Origin of the sequence: Nonomuraea sp. NPDC049152 (assembly GCF_040648355.1) — a bacterium.
Lineage (GTDB): Bacteria > Actinomycetota > Actinomycetes > Streptosporangiales > Streptosporangiaceae > Nonomuraea.
Genome location: NZ_JBEZDO010000041.1, coordinates 20,590 through 42,430 on the forward strand (window position 1 = coordinate 20,590; position 21,841 = coordinate 42,430).

27 protein-coding genes and 1 pseudogene are annotated in these 21,841 nt (G+C 69.8%); 17 read left to right on the plus strand and 11 right to left on the minus strand.

Annotated features, from left to right (window positions below; translation table 11 throughout):
- Positions 1 to 33: 33 nt before the first annotated feature.
- On the minus strand, positions 34 to 1,209 hold the full coding sequence (locus AB0B45_RS45185) for an ATP-binding protein (RefSeq protein ID WP_358144156.1): 1,176 nt from the start codon (positions 1,207 to 1,209) through the stop codon (positions 34 to 36).
- Between the two features lie 146 nt (positions 1,210 to 1,355).
- Between AB0B45_RS45185 and phoU the strand changes: the two genes are divergently transcribed.
- On the plus strand, positions 1,356 to 2,000 hold the full coding sequence (gene phoU / locus AB0B45_RS45190) for a phosphate signaling complex protein PhoU (protein ID WP_358144159.1): 645 nt from the start codon (positions 1,356 to 1,358) through the stop codon (positions 1,998 to 2,000).
- Positions 2,001 to 2,106: 106 nt separating this feature from the next.
- Here the strand turns inward: phoU and AB0B45_RS45195 are convergent, their stop codons facing one another.
- Both AB0B45_RS45195 and AB0B45_RS45200 read right to left on the minus strand, forming a co-directional pair.
- On the minus strand, positions 2,107 to 2,394 hold the full coding sequence (locus tag AB0B45_RS45195) for a hypothetical protein (RefSeq protein ID WP_358144161.1): 288 nt from the start codon (positions 2,392 to 2,394) through the stop codon (positions 2,107 to 2,109).
- A gap of 106 nt (positions 2,395 to 2,500) precedes the next feature.
- The gene (locus AB0B45_RS45200; RefSeq protein WP_358144164.1) at positions 2,501 to 3,394 is read right to left on the minus strand and encodes a LysR family transcriptional regulator; all 894 of its coding nucleotides are present in this window, start codon (positions 3,392 to 3,394) and stop codon (positions 2,501 to 2,503) included.
- A gap of 133 nt (positions 3,395 to 3,527) precedes the next feature.
- On the opposite strand from AB0B45_RS45200, the gene AB0B45_RS45205 reads away from it, so the two are divergent.
- A complete protein-coding gene (locus AB0B45_RS45205) occupies positions 3,528 to 3,986 on the plus strand; it encodes a carboxymuconolactone decarboxylase family protein (protein ID WP_358144166.1) in 459 nt (152 codons plus the stop codon).
- A gap of 90 nt (positions 3,987 to 4,076) precedes the next feature.
- Positions 4,077 to 4,523: a DoxX family protein gene (locus AB0B45_RS45210; protein WP_358144169.1), complete on the plus strand. Its 447-nt coding sequence runs from the start codon at positions 4,077 to 4,079 to the stop codon at positions 4,521 to 4,523.
- Between the two features lie 112 nt (positions 4,524 to 4,635).
- On the opposite strand, the gene AB0B45_RS45215 is transcribed toward AB0B45_RS45210, so the two are convergent.
- A complete protein-coding gene (locus AB0B45_RS45215) occupies positions 4,636 to 5,379 on the minus strand; it encodes a phosphoglyceromutase (RefSeq protein ID WP_358144171.1) in 744 nt (247 codons plus the stop codon).
- A 10-nt stretch (positions 5,380 to 5,389) separates the two neighbouring features.
- The gene (locus AB0B45_RS45220) at positions 5,390 to 6,169 is read right to left on the minus strand and encodes an SAM-dependent methyltransferase (RefSeq protein ID WP_358144174.1); all 780 of its coding nucleotides are present in this window, start codon (positions 6,167 to 6,169) and stop codon (positions 5,390 to 5,392) included.
- Between the two features lie 40 nt (positions 6,170 to 6,209).
- Between AB0B45_RS45220 and AB0B45_RS45225 the strand changes: the two genes are divergently transcribed.
- On the plus strand, positions 6,210 to 7,517 hold the full coding sequence (locus AB0B45_RS45225) for an MFS transporter (RefSeq protein WP_358144176.1): 1,308 nt from the start codon (positions 6,210 to 6,212) through the stop codon (positions 7,515 to 7,517).
- Here the strand turns inward: AB0B45_RS45225 and AB0B45_RS45230 are convergent.
- Both AB0B45_RS45230 and mshA read right to left on the minus strand, forming a co-directional pair.
- A complete protein-coding gene (locus AB0B45_RS45230; RefSeq protein WP_358144178.1) occupies positions 7,444 to 7,953 on the minus strand; it encodes a YbjN domain-containing protein in 510 nt (169 codons plus the stop codon). The two genes, AB0B45_RS45225 and AB0B45_RS45230, sit on opposite strands and share 74 nt — an antisense overlap.
- Entirely contained in the window at positions 7,950 to 9,185 is a 1,236-nt protein-coding gene (gene mshA, locus AB0B45_RS45235) for a D-inositol-3-phosphate glycosyltransferase (RefSeq protein ID WP_358144309.1), read from the minus strand. Before mshA ends, AB0B45_RS45230 begins: the two co-directional genes overlap by 4 nt.
- Before the next feature lie 129 nt (positions 9,186 to 9,314).
- Between mshA and AB0B45_RS45240 the strand changes: the two genes are divergently transcribed.
- The 9 genes from AB0B45_RS45240 (at position 9,315) to AB0B45_RS45280 (ending at position 14,927) form a co-directional block, all read left to right on the plus strand.
- Positions 9,315 to 10,061 carry an SDR family NAD(P)-dependent oxidoreductase gene (locus AB0B45_RS45240; RefSeq protein ID WP_358144181.1) on the plus strand — a complete coding sequence of 249 codons (747 nt, stop codon included), beginning with the start codon at positions 9,315 to 9,317 and terminating at the stop codon, positions 10,059 to 10,061.
- A 58-nt stretch (positions 10,062 to 10,119) separates the two neighbouring features.
- Positions 10,120 to 10,932, plus strand: coding sequence for a class I SAM-dependent methyltransferase (locus AB0B45_RS45245; protein ID WP_358144182.1), 813 nt, complete (start codon positions 10,120 to 10,122; stop codon positions 10,930 to 10,932).
- A 10-nt stretch (positions 10,933 to 10,942) separates the two neighbouring features.
- Complete coding sequence (locus AB0B45_RS45250) at positions 10,943 to 11,473, plus strand: GNAT family N-acetyltransferase (protein WP_358144185.1); 531 nt, start codon at positions 10,943 to 10,945, stop codon at positions 11,471 to 11,473.
- A gap of 61 nt (positions 11,474 to 11,534) precedes the next feature.
- Complete coding sequence (locus AB0B45_RS45255; protein ID WP_358144186.1) at positions 11,535 to 11,891, plus strand: BlaI/MecI/CopY family transcriptional regulator; 357 nt, start codon at positions 11,535 to 11,537, stop codon at positions 11,889 to 11,891.
- Complete coding sequence (locus AB0B45_RS45260) at positions 11,888 to 12,793, plus strand: M56 family metallopeptidase (RefSeq protein WP_358144188.1); 906 nt, start codon at positions 11,888 to 11,890, stop codon at positions 12,791 to 12,793. The genes AB0B45_RS45255 and AB0B45_RS45260 overlap by 4 nt, the downstream gene beginning before the upstream one ends.
- Before the next feature lie 38 nt (positions 12,794 to 12,831).
- Complete coding sequence (locus AB0B45_RS45265; protein WP_358144190.1) at positions 12,832 to 13,374, plus strand: helix-turn-helix domain-containing protein; 543 nt, start codon at positions 12,832 to 12,834, stop codon at positions 13,372 to 13,374.
- Positions 13,375 to 13,377: 3 nt separating this feature from the next.
- Positions 13,378 to 13,794 (plus strand): hypothetical protein, encoded by a 417-nt coding sequence (locus AB0B45_RS45270; RefSeq protein ID WP_358144193.1) that lies wholly within the window; start codon positions 13,378 to 13,380, stop codon positions 13,792 to 13,794.
- Positions 13,795 to 14,082: 288 nt separating this feature from the next.
- Positions 14,083 to 14,418, plus strand: coding sequence for a DUF2516 family protein (locus tag AB0B45_RS45275; protein WP_358144195.1), 336 nt, complete (start codon positions 14,083 to 14,085; stop codon positions 14,416 to 14,418).
- Between the two features lie 53 nt (positions 14,419 to 14,471).
- Positions 14,472 to 14,927, plus strand: a complete 456-nt coding sequence (locus AB0B45_RS45280) for a MarR family transcriptional regulator (RefSeq protein WP_358144198.1) — start codon at positions 14,472 to 14,474, stop codon at positions 14,925 to 14,927.
- Here AB0B45_RS45280 and AB0B45_RS45285 read toward each other — a convergent pair.
- A complete protein-coding gene (locus tag AB0B45_RS45285) occupies positions 14,893 to 15,483 on the minus strand; it encodes an SGNH/GDSL hydrolase family protein (protein ID WP_358144311.1) in 591 nt (196 codons plus the stop codon). The genes AB0B45_RS45280 and AB0B45_RS45285 overlap by 35 nt on opposite strands.
- 141 nt (positions 15,484 to 15,624) lie before the next feature.
- Between AB0B45_RS45285 and AB0B45_RS45290 the strand changes: the two genes are divergently transcribed.
- Positions 15,625 to 16,359 carry an alanyl-tRNA editing protein gene (locus tag AB0B45_RS45290; protein WP_358144313.1) on the plus strand — a complete coding sequence of 245 codons (735 nt, stop codon included), beginning with the start codon at positions 15,625 to 15,627 and terminating at the stop codon, positions 16,357 to 16,359.
- Positions 16,360 to 16,452: 93 nt separating this feature from the next.
- Positions 16,453 to 16,650, plus strand: coding sequence for a hypothetical protein (locus AB0B45_RS45295; RefSeq protein ID WP_358144320.1), 198 nt, complete (start codon positions 16,453 to 16,455; stop codon positions 16,648 to 16,650).
- 33 nt (positions 16,651 to 16,683) lie between these two features.
- Here AB0B45_RS45295 and AB0B45_RS45300 read toward each other — a convergent pair.
- Positions 16,684 to 17,022, minus strand: a pseudogene (locus tag AB0B45_RS45300) (ankyrin repeat domain-containing protein); the annotation flags it as partial.
- Positions 17,003 to 17,896 (minus strand): TetR/AcrR family transcriptional regulator C-terminal domain-containing protein, encoded by an 894-nt coding sequence (locus tag AB0B45_RS45305; RefSeq protein ID WP_358144200.1) that lies wholly within the window; start codon positions 17,894 to 17,896, stop codon positions 17,003 to 17,005. The gene AB0B45_RS45305 and the pseudogene AB0B45_RS45300, both read right to left, overlap by 20 nt.
- 44 nt (positions 17,897 to 17,940) lie before the next feature.
- Here AB0B45_RS45305 and AB0B45_RS45310 point away from each other — a divergent pair, with 44 nt between their 5' ends.
- A complete protein-coding gene (locus AB0B45_RS45310; protein ID WP_358144202.1) occupies positions 17,941 to 19,026 on the plus strand; it encodes an FAD-dependent monooxygenase in 1,086 nt (361 codons plus the stop codon).
- Positions 19,027 to 19,055: 29 nt separating this feature from the next.
- On the opposite strand, the gene AB0B45_RS45315 is transcribed toward AB0B45_RS45310, so the two are convergent.
- Entirely contained in the window at positions 19,056 to 20,651 is a 1,596-nt protein-coding gene (locus tag AB0B45_RS45315; protein ID WP_358144205.1) for a DUF2207 domain-containing protein, read from the minus strand.
- 196 nt (positions 20,652 to 20,847) lie between these two features.
- Here AB0B45_RS45315 and ligD point away from each other — a divergent pair, with 196 nt between their 5' ends.
- Positions 20,848 to 21,813: a non-homologous end-joining DNA ligase gene (gene ligD / locus AB0B45_RS45320; protein ID WP_358144207.1), complete on the plus strand. Its 966-nt coding sequence runs from the start codon at positions 20,848 to 20,850 to the stop codon at positions 21,811 to 21,813.
- Positions 21,814 to 21,841 lie beyond the last annotated feature (28 nt).

Here is a 21,841-nt window from a genome sequence, read left to right on the forward strand (position 1 = left end):
GTGGTGCGATATCTGTTGACGGCTTCGCGACGCTCAGCCATTGGCGGCCTCCAGAGGGCGTTGAAGGGGGACGGCGGAGCCGCCGAACGCGGGCAGGCGCATCGTGAACGTGGAGCCCGAGCCTTCCTTGCTCCACACGCTCACCTCCCCGGCGTGAGCCACGGCGACGTGCTTGACGATGGCGAGGCCGAGGCCTGTTCCGCCGGTCGCGCGGGACCTGGCGGCGTCGACTCTGAAGAACCTCTCGAAGATGCGCTCAAGCGACTCCTCGGGGATGCCGATCCCCTGGTCGCTGACGCTGATCTCGACGCTGTCGCCCGCGGGGCGGGCGCTGACGACGACTCTGGTGTGCTCGGGGCTGTAGGCGATGGCATTGGAGATCAGGTTGCGCAGCGCGGTGACGAGCAGCTCGTCGTCGCCCCAGATGCGCAGCCCCTCCGTGCCGCCCGCCACCAGCGTGATGTCCTTGGCGATGGCCTTGGTGTTGCAGTGGTCTATCGCGTCGTGGACGGCCTCGTCGATCGCCACCTGGCCAGGCGTCGGAATGGGTTCGGCGCCCTGGATCCTGGACAGCGTGATGAGGTCCTGCACCAGGTAGGTCAGCCTGGCCGCCTCATGCTGCATGCGTCCGGCGAAACGGGTCACCGCCTCGGGGTCGTCGGCGGCGTCCTGGATGGTCTCCGCCAACAGGCTGAGCGCGCCGACGGGGGTCTTGAGCTCGTGGCTGACGTTGGCGACGAAGTCACGCCTGACCGCCTCGACCCTGCGCCGCTCGGTCTGGTCCTCGGCGAGCACGAGCACCTGGCCGTGGGAGCCGAGAGGCGCCACGCGCACGGCGAAGTTGGTCACTTCCTGGCCGAACTTGTGCCCCGCGACGTCGATCTCGCTCTCGCGGATCTCGCCGTCGCGCCGTACCTGCCTGGCCAGTGCGAGGAGTTCGGCCGCCATCAGCCGGTCACCCTTCACTAAACCGAAGGCCCTCGCGGCCGAACTGGCGCGCAGAACACGGTCGTGCGCGTCCAGGACCACCGCCGAAGACGGCAGTACGGCCAGCACGGAAGCCACGCCCTGCGGCAGGGCGCCGGTCTCCCCGTCGTCGGTGTTCTCGCCCCTGTTGGGAACCTCGATCTGGTTCCGGTAGACAAGGACGGCGACAGCCCCCACGACGAAGCCGGCCAAAGCCGCGAAGCTCATGGCCATCTCACCCATGCGCATCCTTCCTGCAGTCCACACTGTCGATGGTAGGTCGGCTTGTCCTGCTTCCAGACCCCTCACCAGGGGATGAACACTCTCTTTCCCGGAAAGTTCACCTCTCGGTAGAGGTTCGTTCATCGTGGTGCCCGTACGGTAACGACATGCGTGACGCTTACCACGAAGATCTTGATTCGCTCACCGACAAGCTGGTCGAGATGACCAGACTCGTCCGTTCGGCCATTTCGCGCGCCACCACCGCGCTCCTGGACGCCGACCTGCCGCTCGCGGAAAGCGTCATCTCGCACGACGAGGAGATCGACCGGATCTTCAGCGACGTCGAGGCGTCGATCTACGAGTTGATGGCCCGCCAGCAGCCCGTCGCCATCGACCTGCGCATGGTCATCACCGCGCTCCGCATGGGCACCGACCTCGAGCGCATGGGCGACCTGGCCGAGCACGTGGCCAAGGTCGCCAGGCTGCGCCACCCCGAGTCGGCGATCCCGCCGGAGATCCGCTCCACGATCCTGCAGATGGGCCAGATCGCCGAGAACCTCATCACGAAGGCGGGCGCGTGCGTGGCCTCTCGCGACGTGGAGGCGGCCAAGGAGCTCGAGGCGGACGACGACGCGATGGACCGCCTGCACCGCCGCCTGTTCAAGGAGATCCTGGACAAGGACTGGAAGCACGGCGTCGAGCCCGCGATCGACATCACGCTGATCGGGCGCTACTACGAGCGTTACGCCGACCACGCGGTGCGGGTGGCCGGTGACGTGATCTACCTGGTGACGGGGTCGCGCAACACCTGAGCACGCACGCGCGCTCAAGGGGGATGGAGGCTTCCATCCCCCTTTTTCGTGTCCGCGATGGGAGCATCAGTCCCAGTAGGCGCCGTCGTGGGGCAGGGCGGCGTAATCATCGGGGTCGTGGGACAGGAAGATCCGCACTCCGGCCCGGCCGAGCGCACGCCTCGGCGCCGTACTTCGACCGCAGGCCTGGACCCCAATAGTCCTCCCCCGACCCGGGGTCGGCCACCCGGTGGTTGACGCCGGTGTCGAACAGGATCAGCCCGTGCGCGGAGTGCTCGATGACGGCCACGGTCGAGGGCACGGTGATGGTGCCGGTCGCGCCGTACACGAGGGCTTCCTTCGGCATCGTGAAGGGACCGGCGTTCACGGTCGTCAGGCGCAGTTTCGGGGCCATGGGCGGCCTCCCCCGGACGGCGGACCTCCCCTCCAGCGTGTCATGCGGTGAGGAACGCCGTCGACGGTGCGGGTCGACCGCAGAAGAGCCTCTGGCTGTGTCATGGTCACGATTCCCGGAAGACACCGAGGTCGCGGACCACCTGGGCGAAGGCGCGGATGAGATCGTTCTCCGCGTCGCTGCGCCAGACGAGGCCCCACCTGAGCGGCGGCGCGTCGTGGATGGGCAGGTAGGAGATGCCGGGGCGGGCGTGGTACCGGGTGACGTGATCGCCCAGGGAGTTCACTGCCTCGCCTGCGCCGACGATGGTGTACAGCTCATCGAGGTTCGCGATGACGGGGGCGCGCTCGATCGGGCGGCCGTTCGGCGTGTGGAAGGGGACGAACGCGTCCTCCCAGTACTGGGGCACGGGCACGACCGAGGCGAGGACGCCGAAGTCGGCGAGAGCCTCCAACGAGACCGACCCCCGATCGGTCAGCTGGTGGCGCGCGGCCACGGCTAACACCCTGCCCTCGGTGCAGATGACGGGCCCGACGGTCAGGTCGGGTTCCTCGACGGGCAGCCAGGCGATCAGGATGTCGACCTCGGACCTGCGCAGCCCGCCGAAGGGGTCGACGAAGGTGGCGTGGCGGATCTGCAGCCCCCAGTGAGGGTGTCGGGAGCGGAAGGCGTCCCAGAAGGGGCGCAGGTCGTGGGCGTTGCTGGGGATCATGCCGACGCGGAGCACCCGCGTGATGCCCCTGGCGGTCCGCCTGGCCCGCTCCACGCTCTCCTTCAGCCCGTGGTAGATCGGGTGCAGGTCGTCGCGGAGCTGCTCGCCGAGCGGGGTCAGCCGGACCGCGCGGCTGGTGCGCTCGAAGAGGTCGGCGCCGATGCGGCGCTCCTGCTTCTTGATCACCTGACTGACCCGTGCCGGAGTGATGCGCAGCCGTACGGCGGTGCGGCCGAAGTGCAGCTCCTCGGCGAGAGTCAGGAAGATCTCGATATCCCGTAGCTCCACGAGCGCTCCCTTTCGGACGTTAAGCGTGAGATTAACGCACGTTGCTCGGACTGGCGTTGATGCTGTTGGAGCCGGTGCCGGAGGCTGAGAGCTGCCCGAAAAGCCTTTTGTGACCTATGAAAGGACAGCTGTCATGCAACCGCGGATGAACAATCCGGCGACGGTCATTCCCGACGCCATGCGAGCCGTTCAAACCTTGTACAAGGCCTCGTTCTCCTGCGGCGTGCCGAGGGAGACGCTGGAGCTGGTCCATCTGCGGGCCAGCCAGATCAACGGCTGCGGTCCCTGCGTGGACTCCGGAGCCCGCGGCGCGAAGAAGGCGGGCGAGAGCGACGAGCGACTGTGGGCGGTGGCCGCCTGGCGGGAGACGCCCTACTACACCGACGCCGAACGCGCCGCGCTGGCGCTCGCGGAATCGGCCACCCGGCTGGCCGACCGGCCCGACCCGGTCCCCGACGAGATCTGGGACGAAGCCGCCGGCCACTACGACGAGAAGCAGCTCGCGGCCCTGATCCTCATGATCGGCGTGACCAACCTGTTCAACCGTCTCAACGCCACCACCAGGCAGCAGGCCGGCGGTTCCTGGGGCTGAGCCCGCCGCTGTCACATTCTCCCCTCCCGCCGTGTCACACCCGATGACCGGCGGGAGGTCGTCGATCTCGCTCAATCCAAGGAGGACACCATGGCCCCTGTGTGGCGCCGAAGACTGCTGATCGCCCTATGCCTGTACCTGGCAGTGGAATTCACCATCGGGGCGGTGACGAAGTTCTGGCCAGGCGAGACGTTCTTCGGACCCGCGTACTCGGTGAAGTTCGTGGAATGGGGCTACCCGTCCTGGTTCCGTTTCGTGATCGGGGCGGGGGAACTGTTCGCCGCCGTGCTGCTGGTCATCCCGCGCCGGAGGTTCAGGTTCATGGCCTCCGCGCTCCTGGTCGTGATCCTCATCGGCGCGGTCATCACGCACATCGTCAGCAGGGATCCGCTCTACGAGAGCGTCTCTGCGCCGATCCACCTCGCGATCATGGCCGCGCTCGCCTGGGCGTCCAGGCCCGCGGAGTGGAGCGAGCTCTGGCGCCCGCGCGGCGACGAGCGCCCGCGGGGCATGCGCGGCGCGACGCAGCGCACATAACGCCCCGCCATGGAGGCCGCGGCCCCGTCAGGCGCGACCTCCATGCCACCGTGCCGGATGCGGACGTTGATCTCGGCGTCGACGTCGTCTCCGACGCCGGTCATCGCCCGGCTCAGCGGCCCTGGTTCGCCACGGCCTCGATCGCCGCCTTCGCCGCCTCGGGGTCGAGGTACTCCCCTCCGGCCACCAGCGGGTGGAAGTCCTCGTCGAGCTCGTAGCGCAGCGGGATCCCCGTCGGGATGTTCAGTCCGGCGATCTTCTCGTCGGAGATCCCGTCCAGGTGCTTGACCAGCGCCCGCAGCGAGTTGCCATGGGCGAACACGATGACCGTGCGGCCCGCCGCCAGGTCGGGCACCATCGCGTCGTACCAGTACGGCAGCATGCGGTCGACGACGTCCTTGAGGCACTCCGTCTTCGGCATCAGCTCCGAGGGCAGCAGCGCGTAACGGGGGTCGCCCTGCTGGGAGTACTCGTCGTCGTCGGCGATGGGCGGCGGCGGCACGTCGTAGGAGCGGCGCCACAGCATGAACTGCTCGTCGCCGAACTCCTCGCGCGTCTGCGCCTTGTTCTTGCCCTGGAGCGCCCCGTAGTGGCGCTCGTTGAGCCGCCACGAGCGCGTGACGGGCAGCCAGGCCAGGTCGGCGGCGTCCAGCGCGAGGTTGGCGGTGCGGATCGCCCGGTTCAGCAGGCTGGTGTGCACCACGTCGGGCCTGATGCCCGCCTCGACCAGCAGTTCGCCGCCCCTGCGGGCCTCCTCCTCACCCTTGGGTGACAGCGGGGCGTCCACCCATCCGGTGAACAGGCCCTTGACGTTCCATTCGCTCTCACCGTGCCGTACAAGCACCAAAGTCGCCATGCGGACAAGCCTAGCGAGCGGGCTTGCGTGCCACGCCACAGAGGAAATACGGGCCCACGTCCTTGAACGGCGTGAAGTCCGGGTTGTCCGAGCGCCATTCCGGCAGGTTGACGACGCCGGGTTCGACCAGGTCGAGCCCGGCGAACAGAGAGACGATCTCCGACGAGCGGCGGGCGGTGAACTGGGCGGAGGCGCCCTGGTAGATCCGTTCGACTCCTGGGGCCGCCTCGGGCTGGAGGTCGCTGCAGACGTGCGAGAGCGCGAGATAGCCGCCCTGAGGGAGCGCGCCGGTCAGCGTGGCGACGATGGGCGCGGGATCGTCCTGGACGAAGTGGACGATCGCCAGCAGCAGGACGGCGACCGGCCGGGAGAAGTCCAGGTGGGTGCGGGCCTCGGCGAGGATGTCCTCGGGCCGGCGCAGGTCGCCGTGGACGATCCGCACCTGGGGGGTGTCCTCGAGGAGGGCGCGGGCGTGCGCGAGCACCTGGGGGTCGTTGTCGACGTAGACGACCCTGGCGTCGGGTCCCGCGACCTCGTGGACGTTGTTCCGCGTCGGCAGGCCGGTGCCGATGTCCAGAAACTGGTGGATTCCCTGAGCCCGGAGAAACCTGACCGCGCGCCCGAGGAAGGCGCGGTTCTCCCTCGCTCCGACGGGAATGTGCGGAACGATCTCCAGCACCTTCTCGGCCGCCGCGCGGTCGGCGGGGAAATTGTCTTTCCCGCCGAGAAAATAGTCGTACATTCGCGCGACATTCGGGATATTCGGATCAAAGCTCACAGGCTCGGCCACAAATCTTGATCGTACGATATTTCGGCATCATGATCACCCCATGCGCGTGCTCGGTGTGGGTCTCGCCCCCGGATTCTCCAAGACGAATATGTGGGCCTGCTGGTCGCTCGGTCTCACGGCGACAATGGTCATCTCCTTCCTCCCGACGGCGACGCCGTACTTGCTGGGCGGGGTTCTGGGAGTGCCCTCGCAGGCGCAGGGCAGAGTGGTCGGCCTGCTGGGCCTCGCCGCAGAGCTGACGATGATCCTCACCCTGGCCTGGTACGGCGCGCTCGCCGACCGGTACGGCAGGCGCCCCGTCGTGATCGCCGGCTTCGTCCTGTGCGCGCTCGGCGCCGCACTGTTCCCCTTCGCGGGCGACACGGCCGTGCTGGTGGTGTTCGCGCTGGGCGCGGCGGCACTCGGCGGCATGTTCGCCACCATCGCCGTGGACTACGCGAGGGAGGATTCTCGCGGCAGGTCCTATGGCGTGCTGGGCGTCTTCTGCGGTATCGGCGGGCTGCTGGCGGTGCTCGTGCTGGCCAGGCTGCCCGGGACCTTCGAGAGCGGAGGCATGAGCCCCGCCGCGGCCGCCCAGGTGTCGTTCCTGGTCGTGGCCGCCGGGCTGCTGGCCGTGGCGGTCGTCATGCGGTTCACGCTCTCGCCGGCCGGGGTGAGCGGGAACGCGCGGCACGTGCCGCTGACCCGGCTGGTGCGCGAGGGCGCGGCGCTGTTCAGGGACCCTGGGGCGGCGCTGGCCTACCTGGCGGCGTTCGTGGCCAGGGCCGACCTCGCGGTGATCGCCGGGTTCATGTCGCTGTGGATCGTGGACCACGCGACCCGTCAGGGCATGTCACCCGCCGGGGCCCTCGCGAGGGCGGGGATGATCGTGGGCATCGCGCACACGATGGCGCTGGTCGCCTCCCCCGTGCTCGGCTGGCTCGGCGACAGGATCAGGCGGCAGACCCTGGTGATCGGCGCGCAGCTCGTCGCCGCGCTCGCCTACCTGTCGACGCTGCTGATCAGCGACCCGCTGGGGTCGGGGATGATCGTCGTTGCCATGCTGGTCGGCGCCGGCGAGATCGCGGGGATCAACACGGCGGGACCGCTGCTGGCCCAGCAGGCGCCCGCGGCGGTGCGCGGGTCGGCGTTCGGCGTGCAGGCGCTGATGGGCGCGCTCGGCATCATGTGCGTCTCGGCGCTCGGCGGCCTGCTCTACGACCACTGGCGGCCCGCGGCGCCGTTCGTGGTGTCGGGCGTGCTCGGACTGTGCGTGGCCGCCTTCGGCCTGGTGGTCAGGAAGCGGGTGGCACCGAATCCCCAGGCGAACGATCAGGATCGGCGAACCGAGCGAACGCCCGCAGGTTAGCCAGCGACTCGCCGCGCTTGGCCCGCCACTCCCACTCCCGCCTGATCGAGGAGGCGAAGCCGAGTTCCAGCGCCCTGTCGAACCACTCGTCCGAGTAGGTGAGCACGCAGCCGAGCACGGTGTCGATCTCCTCGTCACCGACGGCGGACAGCGGGATCCTGCCGACGAGGTAGACGTCGCCGACGGGGTGGACGGCGAAGTGCACGCCGTACATGCCGCCGTTCCTGCTCAGCAGCCACTTGTAGAACTCGGCGTGGTTCTCGTCGGGCTGGCGGCAGAAGAAGGCCTCCACGTGCAGGGCGTGGTCGCCGACGATGAGCCAGGTCATCGTGGCCAGCTTGTGCTGGCCGGGCAGTGTCACCAGGAAGGCGCCCTCGCGGGGCTCGTCGTAGGTGACCTCGGCGGCCTTGAGCGCGGCTTCGACCACATCCCTCATACGGCAAGCCTAGACATGGCGTGCAGATGTGACACCGCGCCGCCGTAGACGTCCATGAGCCGCGCGGCCGTGGCCGACCAGCCGAACGCGTTGGCGTGGGCCCTCGCCCCCTGCGACAGCTCGTCGCGCCAGAGCGGCTCGGTGACGAACCTGCGCAGCACCCGAGCCCAGTCGCCGGGGTCGTGGCCGTCGACGAGCACCCCTGAGACCCCGTCGTGTACGGCGGTGCGCAACCCGCCCACCGACGCGGCGGCCACCGGCGTGCCGCACGCCTGCGACTCCAGCGCGACCAGGCCGAACGACTCGCTGTAGGAGGGCACGACCGTCACGTCGGCCGCCCGGTACCAGTCGGCGAGCTCGTGCTGAGGCGCGGGAGGCACCAGCAGTACGACATCGGAGATGCCCAGCTCGGCAGCCATCTCGGTGAGGATCGAGGGCCGCGCGAGGCCGTTGCCAGAGGGTCCCCCGACGGCGGCGACCACCAGGCGGCCGCGCAGCGAGGGATCCTCGATCAGCATCCTGGCCGCGGCGCGCAGCAGCACGTCAGGCGCCTTGAGCGGCTGGATCCTGCCCACGAACAGCAGCACGTGGGCGTCCTGCGGCAGGCCGAGGCGGTGGCGCGCGGCGCCCTGGGAGGCGGGCTGGAAGACGGTCAGGTTGACGCCCGGGTTGACGACGGCGACATGGTCGGACGGCGCGCCGTACAGGTCGACGAGCTCGCCGGCCTCCGCCTCCGTGTTGGCGACCAGGCGGTCGGCGACCTCGACGACCTGCTCCTCGCCGAGCACCCGCGCCTGGGGCTCCGGCTTGTCGTCCTCGGCCAGGAGCAGGTTCTTCACCTTGGCCATCGTGTGCATGGTGTGCACGAGAGGAACGCCCCACCGCTCCTTTGCCAGCCAGCCGACCTGGCCCGACAGCCAGTAGTGAGAGTGGATGAGGTCGTAGTGGCCCGGCTCGTGCATCGCCTCGGCGCGCAGCACGCCGGACAGGAACGCGCACAGCTGACCGGGCAGCTCGCGCCGGTCCAGTTCCTCGTAGGGGCCCGCGGTGATGTGCCTGACCAGGACGCCGGGAGCCAGCTCGGCCACCGGCGGCAGATCGCGCGCCGTCTGCCTGGTGAAGATCTCCACCTCGACGCCCAGCTGAGCGAGTCGCTTGGCCGTCTCGACGATGTAGACGTTCATGCCGCCGGCGTCACCGGTGCCCGGCTGGTCCAGCGGAGACGTGTGCATGCTCACCGTCGCGACCCTGTTGACGCGTCGCCTCAACAGACATCACCTCCAGAGGGTTTATAACTGGCAAGAACATTCCGGCATTCCCCAACACACGTTCAGCTTTTGCCGCCCTGGCAGGATGGGCCCATGACGAAGACGGCAGTGGTGACCGGTGCGAGCAGCGGCATCGGGGAGGCGACCGCGCGGCGGCTGGCCGCCGAAGGATACGAGGTCGTGGCGGGTGCGAGGCGCAAGGACCGGCTCGACAAGCTGGCCGAGGAGGTCGACGGCATCACGCCCGTGACGCTCGACGTCACCTCCCAGGAGTCGGTGGACGCGCTCGCGGCCGCGCTGGAGCGGTGCGACGTGCTGGTCAACAACGCGGGCGGCGCGCTCGGCACGGAATCGGTGGCCGAGGGCCGCGTCGAGGACTGGCAGCGCATGTACGACACGAACGTGCTCGGCTCGCTGCGCGTCACGCAGGCACTGCTGCCGAAGCTGATCGACTCCGGCGACGGCGTGCTCGTGATGCTGACCTCGACCGCCGGCCTGGTCTCCTACGAGGGCGGCGGCGGTTACGTCGCGGCCAAGCACGCCCAGACCGCCATGGTGGAGACGCTGCGGCTCGAACTCGTGGGCCAGCCGATCAGGATCGTGGAGATCGCGCCCGGCATGGTGCGCAGCGAGGGCTTCGCGGTGACGCGCTTCCGCGGCGACGCCGACGCGGCCGCGAAGGTCTACGCGGGGGTCGAGAACCCGCTGACCTCCGACGACGTGGCCGACGCGATCGCGTGGAGCGTGACCAGGCCGGCGCACTTCAACGTCGACAGGATGGTCATCCGCCCGCGCGCCCAGGCCGCCCAGCACAAGGTCCACCGGGTCGACGTCCAGTGAGGGACGTGCTGCCGTCACCATCGTCGACGAGCGCGAGCGAGCGCGAGGTGGCGGTTGGGTGAGCGCGTTCTCCACCGGTAGACCTGTCGGCAGCGTGACCAGGGGGACGACGGGCGTCAACCGGCTGCGTCGCGCGGACAGGTGGCTCGCCGCCGTCCACGGCCGCCTGTTGCGCGCCACCGAGCGCGCCCTGGTGGTCGACCTGGGGTACGGCGCGTCGCACATCACGACGCTTGAGCTGTTCACCCGCCTGCGACGGGTGTCGCCCTCGGTGGAGGTCGTCGGCATAGAGATAGACCCTGCCCGCGTGGCGCTCGCCAAGCCCTACGAGCGCGACGGACTGTCGTTCGCGCTCGGCGGGTTCGAGCTCCCTGTCTCCAGGCCGCCCACGGTGATCAGGGCTTTCAACGTGCTCAGGCAGTACGGCGAGACGGAGGCGTGGCGCTACTGGGACCTCCTCGCGTCGCGCCTGGCGCCGGGCGGGATCCTCGTGGAGGGGACGTGCTCGGAGGTCGGGCACCGCGCGGTCTGGGCGTGCCTGTCGGCCGGGGGGCCGCGTACGCTGACGTTCTCGGCCAGGTTCAACGCCTTCGAGCAGCCGTCCGACCTGGCCGACCGGCTGCCCAAGACGCTCATCCACCGCAATGTGCCCGGCGAGCCCGTCCACGCCTTCCTCCGCGACTTCGACAGGGCGTGGGCGGTGGCCGCGCCGTACGGGGCGCACGGACTGCGGCAACGGTGGCTGAGGGCCGTCGAGATCCTCGCGGACGGCTGGCCCGTCTACCGCACGGCGCCACTGGGCGGCACCGCTCGGTGGCGGCTGGGTGAACTCTCGATCCCGTGGTCGGCCGTCCATCCGGTCGGCCGATAACCTTCTGCCCATGCCGCGTTTCGTTATTTCTCCCGAAATTTCGCCTGAGCTCTTCGACGACCTGCTCGACTGCTGGGTCGAAGTGACGAACGCGGGCGGCGCGGTCGGGTGGGTGCCGCCCGTGACGGCCGACGACATCAGGCCCACGGCCACCAAGACGTTCGCCCAGTGCGCGGACGGCGGCCCCGACACCCTGGTCGCCGGCTTCGACGACGACGGGCGGGTGGCCTGCTGGGCGGTCCTGGTCTCGACGGGACACTCGCTGATGACGCACTGGCGCAGCGTGATGCGGGTGATGGTGCACCCCAAGCACCAGGGCAAGGGCTACGGCGGCGAACTCATGCGCGCCGTGGCGGAGGCGGGCACGCGGCTCGGACTGGAGTCACTGAGGCTGACGGCCAGGGGCGGGCTCGGCCTCGAGCACTTCTACGCCAGGTACGGCTACCGCGAGGTCGGCCGGGTGCCCCGCGCCATCAGGGTGGCGGAGGGCGACGACCGCGACGAGATCTACATGGTGGCGTTCCTGCCCGAGAACGCGTGATGTCCCTCTCATCGGCGGCCCGAATCTCAGCTCGACAGCCTGTAGTACTACGCTGATGAGTGTGAAGGGTCTTGGCGAACTCGAACGCAGCATCATGGACATCCTCTGGGCGCAGAACGGCCCCCTGACCGCCCGCGAGGTCGGCAGGCTGATAGAAGACCGGGACCTGGCCCCCACCACCGTCATGACCGTTCTCGACCGGCTCACCCGCAAGGGCTTCCTCGAGCGGACCAGGGACGGCCGCGCGTGGAGATACGAACCAGCCGAAACTCGTGACAGCTACGTCGCCGAGCTTATGCTTGAAGCATTGGGCATGACGGGCGACCGATCGGCCGCCCTCACCCGGTTCGCCCAGGCCGTCTCAGGGCCAGAGGCGGAGATCCTGCGCAAGGCGCTCACGGAGCTGGAGGACGAGTGATCACGGCGGCGGCGTTGGCAGCGCTCGCCGCGGCGTGCGCGATCGGCGCCTGGCGCTTCACCGCCGCGCGGTGGACCTTCCGCGCTCCCCGCCTCGCCATCGCCCTGTGGCAGTCGCTCGGCGTCGCCTGGGGCCTCGCCAGCACCGGCGCCCTGCTCGCCTTCGCCGTCATGCCGTATGACAGCGGCGTGGTCCAGGGGCTGGTCGCCTTCGCCGCCGGTGAGAGGCCCCATGAGCGGTGGGATCTGCTCCACGCGCTCGCGATGATCGCCGGGCTCACCATGCTGGCCGTCCTCGTCGTCGTGCTGCTGGCCGCGGGCGCGCAGACGCTTCGCGCCAGGCGTCGCCACCGCATGCTGCTCACGCTGATCGCCCGCGAGGAGCCGCGTATCCCTGGCGTGCGGGTCCTCGACCACCCGGGCGCCGCCGCCTACTGCGTCCCCGGCTTGCGCTCGCACGTCGTGGTCAGCTCCGGCACGCTCGAACTGCTGTCGGAGGACGAGCTGACCGCGGTGCTCGCCCACGAGTCCGCTCACGTCCGCGAGCGCCACGACCTGGTGCTGCTGCCGTTCGGGGCGCTGCGCAGGGCGCTGCCGTTCTCGAAGGTGGCGCGCGAGGCCCAGTCGCAGGTCGAACTGCTGGTCGAGATGGCCGCCGACGACCGCGCCCGCCGCTACTGCTCGCCGCGCCGCCTGGCCACCGCCCTGCTCCGCTTCGGTACGGCAGGCGCCGTCCCGACCCCGCAGGGCATGCTGGGCGCCGCCCACTCCCAGGTGATGGCCAGGGTCGACAGGCTGATCAAGCCGACTCCAGAGCTGTCGCGTTCCCGGCGTTACGGGCTCGTCGCGCTGAGTGTGACGTTGGCCACGTCCGCCCCCTTCCTGTGGGCGCTGCCCTTCTGACCTCACCGTTTACTGCTTGCAGGTGTTAGCTACTCCGTTTGCAATTGCAAGCACCTGAGGTGCAGACTAGGGGTATGGCACTACCCAAGGTCGGATCGATCGGTGAATACATCCGCGAGCAGCGGCAGCAGGCGAAGATCTCGCTGCGCCAGCTCGCGGCGGCGGCGGGGGTCTCCAACCCCTACCTCAGCCAGATCGAGCGCGGCCTGCGCAAGCCGAGTGCCGAGATCCTGAACCAGATCGCCAAGGGCCTGCACATCTCGTCACAGGCGCTCTACGTGCAAGCAGGGCTGATCGAGGACCGCGAGCCGCCGAGCGACGTGATCACCTCGATCAGGGCCGACCACCTCATCACCGAGCGGCAACGCCAGGTGCTGATCGATATCTACGAGTCGTTCCGCAAGGAGAACCGCGCCGGGGAAGAGCAGACCTCCCAGAACGCTCATCCCCAGCGCGACCCCGAAACGGACGACGAGCAGCCGCTGCCAGAGGAATTTCTCGCCGCGCTCGCGCCTTATGCGGCGGATCCATCCAGCTCCTCGAACAACGGCACCGTCACCCAGGAAACCAAGGAAGGTTAACCCATGACGCTCGCCACCGAGGTCAAGAAGCTCACCGACTCCAAGCCGTTCTACGCCGTAGCCGGCGCCGGCGACTACGCCGTCGAGAAGCTCCGCGAGCTGCCCGAGCAGCTGCTGAAGCTGCAGTCGCGCCGCTCCGAGATCGCCAAGGAGCTGCCGGAGAAGGCGCGCGAGGCCCGCATCAAGGCCGAGGGCTTCGCCCGCGAGTTCCCCGAGAAGGCGCGCGACTACGCCGACCAGCTCGGCAGCAGGGCCACCGAGGTCTACGAGGAGTTCGCCAGCCGCGGCCGCAAGGTCGTCAGCAAGGTGAGCGGCGAGGCCGCGCTGGAGCTGGAGGAGGTCTCCGAGGCCGCCGAGCCGCCGGTCGCCACCCCGGTCAAGAAGACCACCCGCCCCACCAAGGCCACCCCGAAGGCCTGACCCGCACACCCGGAACCCCTGCCCATCCTCCTTGGGCGGGGGTTCTCGCGTTTCCTGGGATCAGCCTGCGGGGCGGGCGGGGGTTCTCGCGTCTCCTGGACCGGCCCGCGGGGGTTGCGGAGCGGGCGCCGTGACGGCGGGGAGCGGAGTCCTGCTGGGCGGCGCGCCCGCGCCGGAGGGGACCGGGTGACCACGGAGGTGCCAAGGGGGGCTTGCCGTAGAGGAAACGGGTTTGAGGGTGAATGGATTAGGGTGGGTGGCGACATCGCGGCATTGGGCGGAGCGGACATGATCACCTTTGGCCTTGACCTCATCTTCGCGATTCTCGCGATCATCGCGTTCGGCATGTCGGTTTGGGCGCTCGTCCACGCCCTCCGCACCCCGACCAACGCCTTCATCGCGGCGGGCAAACTGCAGAAGAAATGGTGGGTGCTGATCCTCGGCCTCGGCACGCTGTTCGCGTTCGCCACGGCATGGGGCTACTTCGGCGCCAGCGGCCTGGCGCGGCTCAACATCTTCGCGATCGCCTCGGTCATCGCGGCCGGCGTCTACCTCGCCGACGTCAAGCCCGCGGTCCAGGGCATGGGCAAGGGCGGCAACAACGGCCCCTACGGGCCTTGGTGACTCCCACGCGAAACCGCTATCCTGGCATTTAGCTTGAATTCCAAGAGGGTTTAATGTCAAGAGAGCTGATCGGCAGCGAGATGCAGGCATTCCAGGCGGCGGTCGACGACTTCGACGCGGCCGCGGCCCGCGTGCTGGGCGTCAACAGGACCGACACCCGATGCCTGGAGATCCTGCTGCAACAAGGCGAGATCACCCCCGGCATCCTGGGTCCCGCGCTGGGACTGACCACGGGCAGCGTCACCGCCATGCTCGACCGGCTGGAGAAGCTCGGCTACCTGACCCGCTCCCCCGACCCCGAGGACCGCCGCAAGGTGGTCGTCCGGCCCACCGAGAAGATCGTCGCCAAGGCGCAGGAGCTGTACGGGCCCTTCATCGTCGAGGGTGAGGCGATCCTGTCCCAGTACACCGACGAGCAGGTGGACGCCGTCACCCGCTTCCTCAGAGACTCGCGCGAGCTCTACGAGCGCCAGATCAAGAGGGCGCGGGAGTGGCCCGCAGAGCGCTGACCAGCCACTGCGCCAGCCTGACGTGCCCGTTGGCCGTGGGGTGCACGCCGTCGGGCAGCAGCACGCCGGCCCGCCCGCCCGCGGTCCAGCGCTGCTGGAGCGGGTCGAGGAAGGTGATGCGCTCGCGGTCGGCCACCTCGGCGAGCGCGTCGCGCACCAGGTAGGCCTGACGCGGGGCCCTGTCGATCCAGATGGGGCCGATCATGACGATCCTGGTGCGCGGCCAGTGGGCCTTGACGGACGAGACGAGCCTGGCGGCGGCCAGCCGTACCGTGGCGCCCGTCCACCTGCGGTCGTTGTGGCCGCCCGAGATGATCAGCAGGTCGGGAGCGGGCCTCCAGGCCAGCTCCGCCACGTACGACTGCTCGAAGTTGCGACCCACCCTGCCCCTGTTGACGAAACCGGTGCCGCCCGCGCCGGCGACCACCGGCTGCCAGCCGAGCCGCCTGGCGGTCTCGGTCGCGTAGGTCTCCCACGTGCGCACGGGCCCCGAGCCGACGGTGAAGCTGTCACCGACGAACATCATCACCGGCACCGCCTTCTGTACGGCGGGCACGCGCACCGGCGGCCGCGAAGCGGCAGCGCTGTTGCACCCCGCAATAGCGGGACAAATCCCGATTATCGTGGCGGCCGATGCGAGCAGACGACTACGCAGCACGCCGCGCATGACCACCTCGAGGGGCTTTAAGCTGCCGACATGACCTTCGATCTCCACGGGCGCACGCAACGGCTCGAACTCTCCGACCAGAACCTGCGCTCTTTCGAGGCGGTCGTCCTGGACTCGACGCCAGAGGGGATCGTCTTGAGCAAGTCGGCATTCTATCCAGGCGGCGGCGGTCAGCCGGCCGATCACGGAGTTCTCCTCTGGCAGGGCGTGGAAACCAGGATCGTCGGGGTGCGCAAAGGCGACGATCTCCACCTGATTCCGGCAGAAGGCGACCCCGTGCCTCCGGTGGGGACGGTCGTCGCCGCGGCCGTGGCCGACGAGCGGCGCTCGGCGCTCATGCGGACCCACTCGGGGCTGCACGTGCTGTGCGGGGTGGTCTTCCGCGACTACGGCTCGCTGGTCACCGGCGGCAACATGGACGAGTTCTCCGCCAGGATGGACTTCAACCTGCCCGAGGTGCCGCCGGGCTTCAAGGAGGCGGTCGAGGACGCCTGCAACGCCGAGATCGCCGCCGACCGGCGCATCGACGTGCGGGTGCTGCCGCGCTCGGAGGCGTTCGCGATCCCCGACATCATCCGCACCGCCACCAACCTGGTGCCGGAGACCGTGGAGGACGTCCGCATCGTCGACATCGTCGGCCTCGACACCCAGGCCGACGGTGGCACCCACGTCGCCTCGACCAAGCAGATCGGCCGGATCAAGGTCGCGAAGATCGAGAGCAAGGGCAGGGGCTTCCGCCGCCTGCGGATCACGATCTCCGACTGAGCCAGTCGGCCACCTCGCCGAACCCGTTGCGCCTGGCCGCGCCCCCGCGTCCAACGGCTCCCACTCGGGCACCCATGCGGGGTCCGCGCCCCGGTGCAGGAGATACTCGGCGATGTCGCGCTGCCCTCCGTGCGCGGCGAACCAGAAGGCCAGATCCAGGTCGTACGGCTCGGCCATGCGATCCAGCAGCCCCAGCGCCGCCGCCTGATGCGCCTCCACGGACGCGCCCCGCTCGACCAGGCGCCGTGCGCTCTTCCACTGCGCGAAGGCCACCGCGTCGGCGATCGGTGAGCCGCCCGCGATGACCGCTCCCGTGGCCTCGATGTCTGCGCCCGCGTCGAGCAGCGCGTCGAGCGCTTCGACGTCGTCGCTGCTGGCCGCCCAGTGCAGCGGCGTCTCGGTGTGCGGGCCGACGAAGCGGGCGTTGACGTCCGCCCCGTGCGCGACGAGCGTCGCGATCGTCCGCCCCACGGCGGGGAAGCTGCCCGGCCAGTCGGTGGCCACGTGCAGGAGCGAACGCTTCGTCCCGTCGCACCCCTCCAGCCACTCGCGGGCGAGCCCCTGGTGCTCGGTCAGCAGGCGGTCGAGTTCGGCGGTGTCACCGGCGTGGATGGCCGCCACGACGGCGACGGCGGTCGGGTCGTCAACGTCCATGGCGTCCATCCTCGATCATCGCGGCCAGACCGTCGAGGTGCAGCCTGAGCCCGAGCTCGAAGATCTCGTCCAGATCCAGGTCGTATCCGCCGTCGAGGGTGTCCAGCACCCTCGCGAACGCGGGATAGGCGCCCGAGGCGGCGAGCTCCGCGAGCCTCGGCTCCTGAACGTCCATCCACTCCTCCTCCGACATGCCGCTGGCCTCCTCGGCCTGGGCCTCGCGCTCCAGGTTGGCCGCCAGCCCCTGGAGGTAGGCGTAGAACACGACATGCACGTTGAGCGTCATGACAGGGTCGAGGCCGAGCCGTTCGAGCGCGCCGAGCACCCGGTCGGCGTGGATCGCCAGGTTGGGCAGCGCCAGCGGCCGGTTGAGCGAGGTGACCTGCCCGAGCCACGAATGACGTTTGTGGAGCGCCCACATGGTGCGCGCGGCCTCCTCGAGGCCCGCCCGCCAGCTCGCGGGGTGCCGGTCGGGATAGGCCAGCGAGCCGTAGACCGTGTCGGCCATGAGCAGGATCAGGTCCTCCTTGCTCCCGACGTACTTGTAGGGCGACATGGGCGCCACGCCCAGCTTGGCCGCGACGCCGCGCATGGTCAGCGCACCCAGCCCCTCGGCGTCGGCGATCTCGATCGCGGCCCGCACGATCCCTTCGCGGGTCAGCTCCCCGGCGGGCGCGGCGGTGAAGCCGGGTGCGGCCACGATCGTGCCCACACGCGGCTTCGCCTGGACGATCCCCTGCTGCTGCAACGTGTTCATGGCCTTGGTCGCGGTCGCCAGGGCCACTCCCCATCGCTTGGCGACCTGCCGGACGGGCGGCAGCCGGTCGCCGGGCTTCAGCTTCCCCGAGGCGATGCGGCGCTTGATGTCTTCGACGATTTCCAAATAGGGCGACTGCACTAGTACACAATACATCGTACATTCAGAACATGACGAACATCCTGATCTCCGGTTCCAGCATCGCGGGACTCACCCTCGCCTACTGGCTGCGCCGCCACGGCTTCCACCCCACCGTCGTCGAGCGGGCCCCCGGTCTGCGCCCCGGCGGCCAGGCCATCGACGTGCGCGGCGCCGCGCTCACGGTCGCCGAGCGGATGGGCATCGCGGACGAGATCCGCCAGGTCCGCACCACCTGGCGCGGCATGTCGATGCTCGACGGCGACGGCAACGAGATCATGCGCGACACCGAGGGCACCTACAGCGGCGGCCGGTTCGACAGCGGGGACGTCGAACTGCTCAAGGAGGACCTGACCAGGATCGTCCACGACCGCCTCGGCGACGACGTGGAGTTCCTCTTCGGGGACTCGATCACCGCGATCGGCTCCGCCGGAGAGGTCACCTTCGAAAACGCCGCGCCCCGCCGCTTCGACCTGGTCATCGGGGCCGACGGCCTGCACTCCAACGTCCGCCGCCTGACCTTCGGCGAGGAGTCGCGGTTCATCCACCACCTGGGGATGCACCTCTGCATCTTCACCGCCGACAACATGCTGGGACTCGAGGACTGGCAGATCTGGCTCAGGGACGGCGAGGCGGGCCTCGGGCTGTTCCCCGTGCGCGGCAACACGCAACTGAAGGTCAACCTGGGCTTCGGCGGCGAGCCGTTCGAGTACGACTACCGGGACATCGAGCAGCAGAAGCGGGTGGTGGCCGAGCGCTGTGGCGGTCTGCGGTGGGAGGCGCCGAAACTGCTGGAGGCCATGTGGAAGGCGACGGACTTCTACTTCGACGCGATGGCGCAGATCAGGATGGACAGGTGGTCTAAGGGGCGGGTCGCGCTGGTGGGTGACGCGGGCTACTGCGCCTCGCCGCTGTCCGGCCAGGGCACCAGCCTGGCCATGGTGGGGGCGTACGTCCTGGCCGAGGAGTTGGGCAGGTCGATGGACGGCGCCTTCGACCGGTACGAGGAGCGGATGCGGGAGTTCGTCGAGCTCAACCAGGCGCTGGCCCTGGAGAACCCCGGAGGTCCCGCCTCGGACGAGTCGGTGGAGAAGGCGAAGGACGCCATCACCCTTTGACCTGGGGTCTCCTCGGGACGGGCGGCGGCTCAGAGGGAGCGAAACTGGCGGGTCGAGGAGATCGCGCCCGACGTCGTGGTCGTGAACGTGCGCATCGACCCCGCGAACTTCGACAGGTCCCACTCCGCCGGGCCGTGATACCAGTACAGGTTGTCGGCCTCCTGGCCGTTGCCCGTCACCGAGGCGACCACCCGCGACCAGTGTTCCACTCCGTCGAAGATCACCGCGTACGGCAGGTAGCGGGAGAACAGCTCCACCCTGTGCTGCTCGGGCACGTTGCCGAGGTCGCCCGACAGCAGGTACTGCCGGAACCCGAGCGTGTGGGCCAGCGCCGCCGATCCCTTGGCGGTCTTGGCCGGCATCGACTGCCCGCCCACCGCCATGGCCGCCCCCGCGATGATGACCGCGAGCCCGAGCAGGCCGTACGTGGTGAACCAGGCCAGCGCGACCGTCGCCGCCACGCCGACGAAGCAGAGCACGACGCCGATCGTGGTCCACCTGGTGCGGACGGCGTCGGGACGGCGGGCGAACCAGCCCTGGCGTACGACGTCGGTGTAGAGGGCGTCGCGCACCTTGCCGAGGTGGGCGTGGAAGGAACCGGACAGCTGTGACAGCAGCACCGTGTCGCGCCCGTCGAAGACCGCGTCGTACAGCGCCCGCTCGTACGGCATGAGCGAGCCGGTGGGCGCGTTCGGCAGCCTGACGAGCAGCCAGTCGGGCGCGTCGTAGGTCTGGCGGGGCTGCTCGTCGATGCGCAGGTAGCCGCGGACCGCCAGGTCGACGATGGTCGCCGTCACGTCGATCACGTCGGCCTGCTCGTCGATCAGCGTGCCGATCTGGCCCGGCCGTACCCCGTCGGGCGGGGTGAAGTGGCCGTCCTGGACCGCGGCGACCGCCCCCTGCTCGTGGCCGACGACGCGGGCGTCGCGGCCGCGGGTCCACCACAGCAGGCCCACCCCGCCCAGCAGCAGGACCAGCAGGCCGGCCAGGGCACCGCCCGTGACCAGGTCGATCGTGAAGGCGGAGGCCAGCGACCAGCGGCGCTCCAGGATGGGCGCGCCGCCGCTGGCGCCCTTGGGGAAGCCGATGACGACGGTCAGCGCCTGGCCCGCGTTGAGCCGCTGCTGCTCGAAGTCCGCGCGCGAGCCCGTGTGGTCCATGGAGGCGGACGTGCAGCCGATCGCGGAGGTCAGGTCGCCCGCGAAGCACGAGAGGTTCTGGATCGAGGCGGGGCCCGTGACCTTGACCGTGGCCTTCTCCACGGGGGCGTCCCACCCGCCGACGGCGAACCAGCGCAGCTCCTCGTTGCCGCCGGCCTGGGTGACTGCGCCGGTGACGTCGTAGGAGACGGTGCCGTCGCCCTTCATGGTCAGCACGTCGCCCGCGAGCGTGCCGCCCTTGACGTTGGAGATCCGGTAGAGCCTGTCGAAGGAGTCGTCGAAGCGGGTGCGGCTCAGGAAGGTCCGCTTGACCTCGCCGCCGGCGCCGCTGATCTTCTCGCTCACGTGGAGCACGCCGCCCTTGCCGAGCTCCATCGTCACCTCGTCGGTGAGCGCCCCCGATGGCGCGGCCATGGGGAGCGCTCCAAGCAGAAGCACGGCCAAGGCGACCCTGATACCCGTCATGGCGGCCGATCGTAGCGGTTGGCACGGACGCTCTGAATGGGTAGGCCCTGACCAGGGGGAATGTGATGGTTCGGGGAGTGTGGGCAGACCGCGGCGTCGGGCGGCGGCCCTGTACGCCCGAGCGCGGACGGGGTTTCATCGTCGGTAGGCCGGGAGCGCACGTCTCCTGGGCCGCGCCCACGCAGGAGGTGTCCTGATGACACTCCCTCCCTACGAGCCGATGCTGGCCAGGCCGGGATCGCTGCCGGTCACCGGCGAGTGGGCCTACGAGATGAAGTGGGACGGGGTCAGGGCGCTGGCCTACGTCGAGGACAGGGCGGTCAGGCTGATGTCGCGCAACGGCAAGGACATCACCGTCGCCTACACCGAGCTGCGCATGCTGGGCGGCGCGGTGGGCGGCCACGACCTCGTCCTCGACGGCGAGATCGTCGCGTTCGACGCCGCGGGCAGGCCCTCCTTCGGGGCGTTGCAGCCGCGGATGCACCAGCGCAACCCGACGAAGATCGCCGAGCTGGTCAGGTCGGTGCCCGTGACGTTCATGCTGTTCGACCTGCTGCACATCAACGCGGTGAGCGTGGTCGGCCTGCCGTACACGGACAGGAGACAGCTGCTGGAGGAGACGGTCACCCCGGGGGCCCGCTGGCAGGTACCCGTGTGGTTCCGCGGGGCGGGCGCCGACGCGGTGGAGGCGAGCAAGTCGCTCGGCCTCGAAGGCGTGGTGGCCAAGCGGCTCGGCTCGCCCTACCGGCCGGGGCAGCGTTCGGCCGACTGGACCAAGGTGAAGAACTTCAAGACCCAGGAGGTCATCATCTGCGGCTGGAAGCCGGGCGAAGGAAGGAGAGCGGGGATGATCGGCTCCCTGCTGCTGAGCGTGCACGACGAGAGCGGCCGGCTGGTCTTCGCGGGGCACGTGGGGACCGGCTTCACCGAGCGCGCGCTGGCCGATCTGGGCGCGCGGCTGCGGCCGTTGGAGAGGCCGGACCCCCCGGTGCTCGGGGTGCCGCCCGAGCACGCGCGCGACGCGCACTGGGTGGAGCCGGTCCTGGTCGGGGCGGTCCGCTACGCCGAGTGGACGGCGGACGGGCGCATCAGGCACCCCTCGTGGCGGGGGCTGCGCGAGGACAAGGGGCCGGAGGAGGTGCGGATCTCTCGGGCCTCGTGAAGGATCGGCCAGACCTCGACTCCCCTTC

Excerpts from the sequence above, each read along its gene's own strand:
- AB0B45_RS45185 (WP_358144156.1), bottom strand. The coding sequence starts at position 1,209 with ATGGGTGAGATGGCCATGAGCTTCGCGGCTTTGGCCGGCTTCGTCGTG.
- phoU (WP_358144159.1), top strand. The coding sequence starts at position 1,356 with ATGCGTGACGCTTACCACGAAGATCTTGATTCGCTCACCGACAAGCTG.
- AB0B45_RS45195 (WP_358144161.1), bottom strand. The coding sequence starts at position 2,394 with ATGGCCCCGAAACTGCGCCTGACGACCGTGAACGCCGGTCCCTTCACG.
- AB0B45_RS45205 (WP_358144166.1), top strand. The coding sequence starts at position 3,528 with ATGCAACCGCGGATGAACAATCCGGCGACGGTCATTCCCGACGCCATG.
- AB0B45_RS45210 (WP_358144169.1), top strand. The coding sequence starts at position 4,077 with ATGGCCCCTGTGTGGCGCCGAAGACTGCTGATCGCCCTATGCCTGTAC.
- AB0B45_RS45215 (WP_358144171.1), bottom strand. The coding sequence starts at position 5,379 with ATGGCGACTTTGGTGCTTGTACGGCACGGTGAGAGCGAATGGAACGTC.
- AB0B45_RS45225 (WP_358144176.1), top strand. The coding sequence starts at position 6,210 with ATGCGCGTGCTCGGTGTGGGTCTCGCCCCCGGATTCTCCAAGACGAAT.
- AB0B45_RS45230 (WP_358144178.1), bottom strand. The coding sequence starts at position 7,953 with ATGAGGGATGTGGTCGAAGCCGCGCTCAAGGCCGCCGAGGTCACCTAC.
- mshA (WP_358144309.1), bottom strand. The coding sequence starts at position 9,185 with ATGCACACGTCTCCGCTGGACCAGCCGGGCACCGGTGACGCCGGCGGC.
- AB0B45_RS45240 (WP_358144181.1), top strand. The coding sequence starts at position 9,315 with ATGACGAAGACGGCAGTGGTGACCGGTGCGAGCAGCGGCATCGGGGAG.
- AB0B45_RS45250 (WP_358144185.1), top strand. The coding sequence starts at position 10,943 with ATGCCGCGTTTCGTTATTTCTCCCGAAATTTCGCCTGAGCTCTTCGAC.
- AB0B45_RS45270 (WP_358144193.1), top strand. The coding sequence starts at position 13,378 with ATGACGCTCGCCACCGAGGTCAAGAAGCTCACCGACTCCAAGCCGTTC.
- AB0B45_RS45275 (WP_358144195.1), top strand. The coding sequence starts at position 14,083 with ATGATCACCTTTGGCCTTGACCTCATCTTCGCGATTCTCGCGATCATC.
- AB0B45_RS45280 (WP_358144198.1), top strand. The coding sequence starts at position 14,472 with ATGTCAAGAGAGCTGATCGGCAGCGAGATGCAGGCATTCCAGGCGGCG.
- AB0B45_RS45290 (WP_358144313.1), top strand. The coding sequence starts at position 15,625 with ATGACCTTCGATCTCCACGGGCGCACGCAACGGCTCGAACTCTCCGAC.
- AB0B45_RS45310 (WP_358144202.1), top strand. The coding sequence starts at position 17,941 with ATGACGAACATCCTGATCTCCGGTTCCAGCATCGCGGGACTCACCCTC.
- AB0B45_RS45315 (WP_358144205.1), bottom strand. The coding sequence starts at position 20,651 with ATGACGGGTATCAGGGTCGCCTTGGCCGTGCTTCTGCTTGGAGCGCTC.
- ligD (WP_358144207.1), top strand. The coding sequence starts at position 20,848 with ATGACACTCCCTCCCTACGAGCCGATGCTGGCCAGGCCGGGATCGCTG.